General features: G+C 64.9%; 2 protein-coding genes. One reads left to right on the top strand and one right to left on the bottom strand.

Features of this window, described 5'->3' with window-relative positions:
* Positions 1-88 precede the first annotated feature (88 nt).
* Positions 89-892 (bottom strand): hypothetical protein, encoded by an 804-nt coding sequence (locus AB4Y84_RS19745; protein ID WP_442250734.1) that lies wholly within the window; start codon positions 890-892, stop codon positions 89-91.
* 222 nt (positions 893-1,114) lie between these two features.
* Here AB4Y84_RS19745 and AB4Y84_RS19740 point away from each other — a divergent pair.
* The coding region (locus AB4Y84_RS19740; RefSeq protein WP_442250733.1) for an arsenic transporter at positions 1,115-2,269 on the top strand (1,155 nt) is incomplete at its 3' end.

Below are 2,269 nucleotides of genomic sequence, written 5' to 3'. Positions count from 1 at the left end.
GGACAGCATGTTGGAGCATGCGTCCAGCGCGCGCCTAACAGCTTCAGTCAAGATGTGCCCGACCGAAGCGGCGACAGCAAACTCGGCGCTACACGCAGGATGGCGGCGAGGCCTGAGGCGCATGCATGATTGCGGGCTTGTCCAGATCCGGCTCCTGGATGGAGCCCTCAAGCAAGGCGACATAGGTGTCCAACCGAGTGCGCAGTCCGATCAGCATCCAGCCCACGGCATAGAGCACCACCATTCCAAAGATCAGCAGTGCGCCGAGCAAACTGACGTCGAAAGCCCCCGCCCAGTCGCCCCATTTCCATCCACGGAACTGCAGGTAGAGCGCAATCAATACAGGAAATGGACCAAGGCGCTGCAGTCCGCCATACATCATTCCCATGCGTTCAATCATGTTGGTGCGCAGGGTGCTGACGTACTTGAGTCGCCGTTCACGCTCGATCCTGGGAAAGGCGCGAAGGTCGGCGACCACTGCTTGCCAGTGCGCAAAATCGCTATCCATTTCCCTCGCATGCGACAGACGTGGCTGGATGAACTGCCGAATTCCTCTCCGCGCCGCGAGGATGCCTCCCACGATGAAGCCGCCAATCTCTACCGCCAAGCACACGATGACTAACGGCAACACCACGCTAACTGGAAGCCATCGATCTGGAAGCTGGCTGCTGAGAATGCCGATGACGGCTGCGAGCATGCCCACTCGGAACGACCACTTTTCCAATCGGCCCGCCTTCGGGTAGATGCTGCGATCGACCAGTCCCTGCACACGCTCGTAGAGCCAGTGGAAGGTCAGTTCCTCCCGCGGCGTGGTCTGCGCGGGTGAATCGAATACGGTTTCTGTCTGCATGTCCATTGCGCCCCCTGCCCCACCGGCGTTTGTGTCGGTCATCGAATCGTAGCCGAGACGGGTTTCAGTTGGCGTTTTGCCAGCCAGCGGCCGGCACTACCTGTTGCGTTGTGGGCGTCCGGGGTCGGAATTACCGTGACGCATCACGGTGAATGGCGTAAACCATCGACCGGGTATGATGCCGACTTTCTTGCACTTGCCGCGATGCAGCGCGCGCGTTGCTGTTGGCTACGCGCCGGTGCCGCTGAGACCCCCACGTACTCCATGCTCGCTTCCCATTCCCCCCTCATCATCTGGGCGGCCGTGGCCGTTGCCACCGTCGGCCTGTTGTTCCGCCCCTTCCGCATTCCGGAATACGTGTGGGCGCTGGGCGCGGCCGCGCTGCTGCCGCTGCTCGGGGCGGTGTCGCTCGGCACGACCTGGCATGCAGTGGCCGAAGGGCGCGACGTCTATCTGTTCCTGATCGGCATGATGGTGCTGGCCGAGCTGGCGCGGCGCGAGGGCCTGTTCGACTGGCTGGCGCTGTATGCGGTGCGCCACGCCGGCGGCTCGGGCCGGCGCTTGTTCGATCTGGTGTTCCTGGTCGGCACGGTGGTGACGGTGTTCCTGTCCAACGATGCCACCGCCGTGGTGCTCACCCCCGCCGTCTATGCGGCATGCAAGGCGGCCCGCGCCAATCCCCTGCCCTATCTGTTCGTCTGCGCGTTCATCGCCAACGCAGCCAGCTTCGTGCTGCCCATTTCCAACCCGGCCAACCTGGTGGTCTATGGCAGCCACATGCCCTCGCTGCTGCAGTGGCTGGCGCAGTTCACGCTGCCGTCGTTGGCTGCGATTGGTGGCACCTATCTGGTGCTGCGCTGGGTGTATCGCCGCGAGATCACACAACCGTTGGCAGCGTCGCCCGAGCATCGCCCGCTTACCGAGGGTGGCCGGCTGAGCGCGCTCGGCGTGCTGTTCACCGGCACCGTGCTGCTGGTGACCTCCGCAATGAACGGCCCGCTGGGCCTGGCCACCTTCTGTGCAGGCGCGCTGAGCGTCGCGGTGGTGGCGATCCGCCAGCGCCACAGCCCGCTGCCGCTGTTGCGCCACGTGTCATGGGGCGTGCTGCCGCTGGTGGCCGGCCTGTTCGTGCTGGTTGAAGCAGTGGCGCAGACCGGTGTCATCCAGTTGGCGGCCAGCAACCTGCAGGCGCTGGCGCAGACTTCGCCRCACCAGGCGGGCTGGCTGGCCGGTGCCTCGGCCGCACTGCTCAGCAACGTGGCCAACAATCTGCCGGTGGGTCTGGCGGCCGGCTCCCTAGGCCAGATGGCCGAGTTGCCGGCGCAGACGCGTGCGGCATTGCTGATCGGCGTGGACCTGGGCCCGAACCTGTCGGTGACTGGTTCGCTGGCCACCATGCTGTGGCTGGTGGCGCTGCGC

Source organism: Stenotrophomonas sp. 2YAF22, assembly GCF_052114665.1.
Lineage (GTDB): Bacteria > Pseudomonadota > Gammaproteobacteria > Xanthomonadales > Xanthomonadaceae > Stenotrophomonas > Stenotrophomonas indicatrix.
The sequence above is the reverse complement of the archived record's forward strand: the minus strand, read 5'-3'. Positions and strand labels throughout refer to the sequence as shown.

What these genes read in the sequence shown, in the direction of transcription:
- AB4Y84_RS19745 (WP_442250734.1), bottom strand. Translation starts at nt 892, where the DNA reads ATGACCGACACAAACGCCGGTGGGGCAGGGGGCGCAATGGACATGCAG.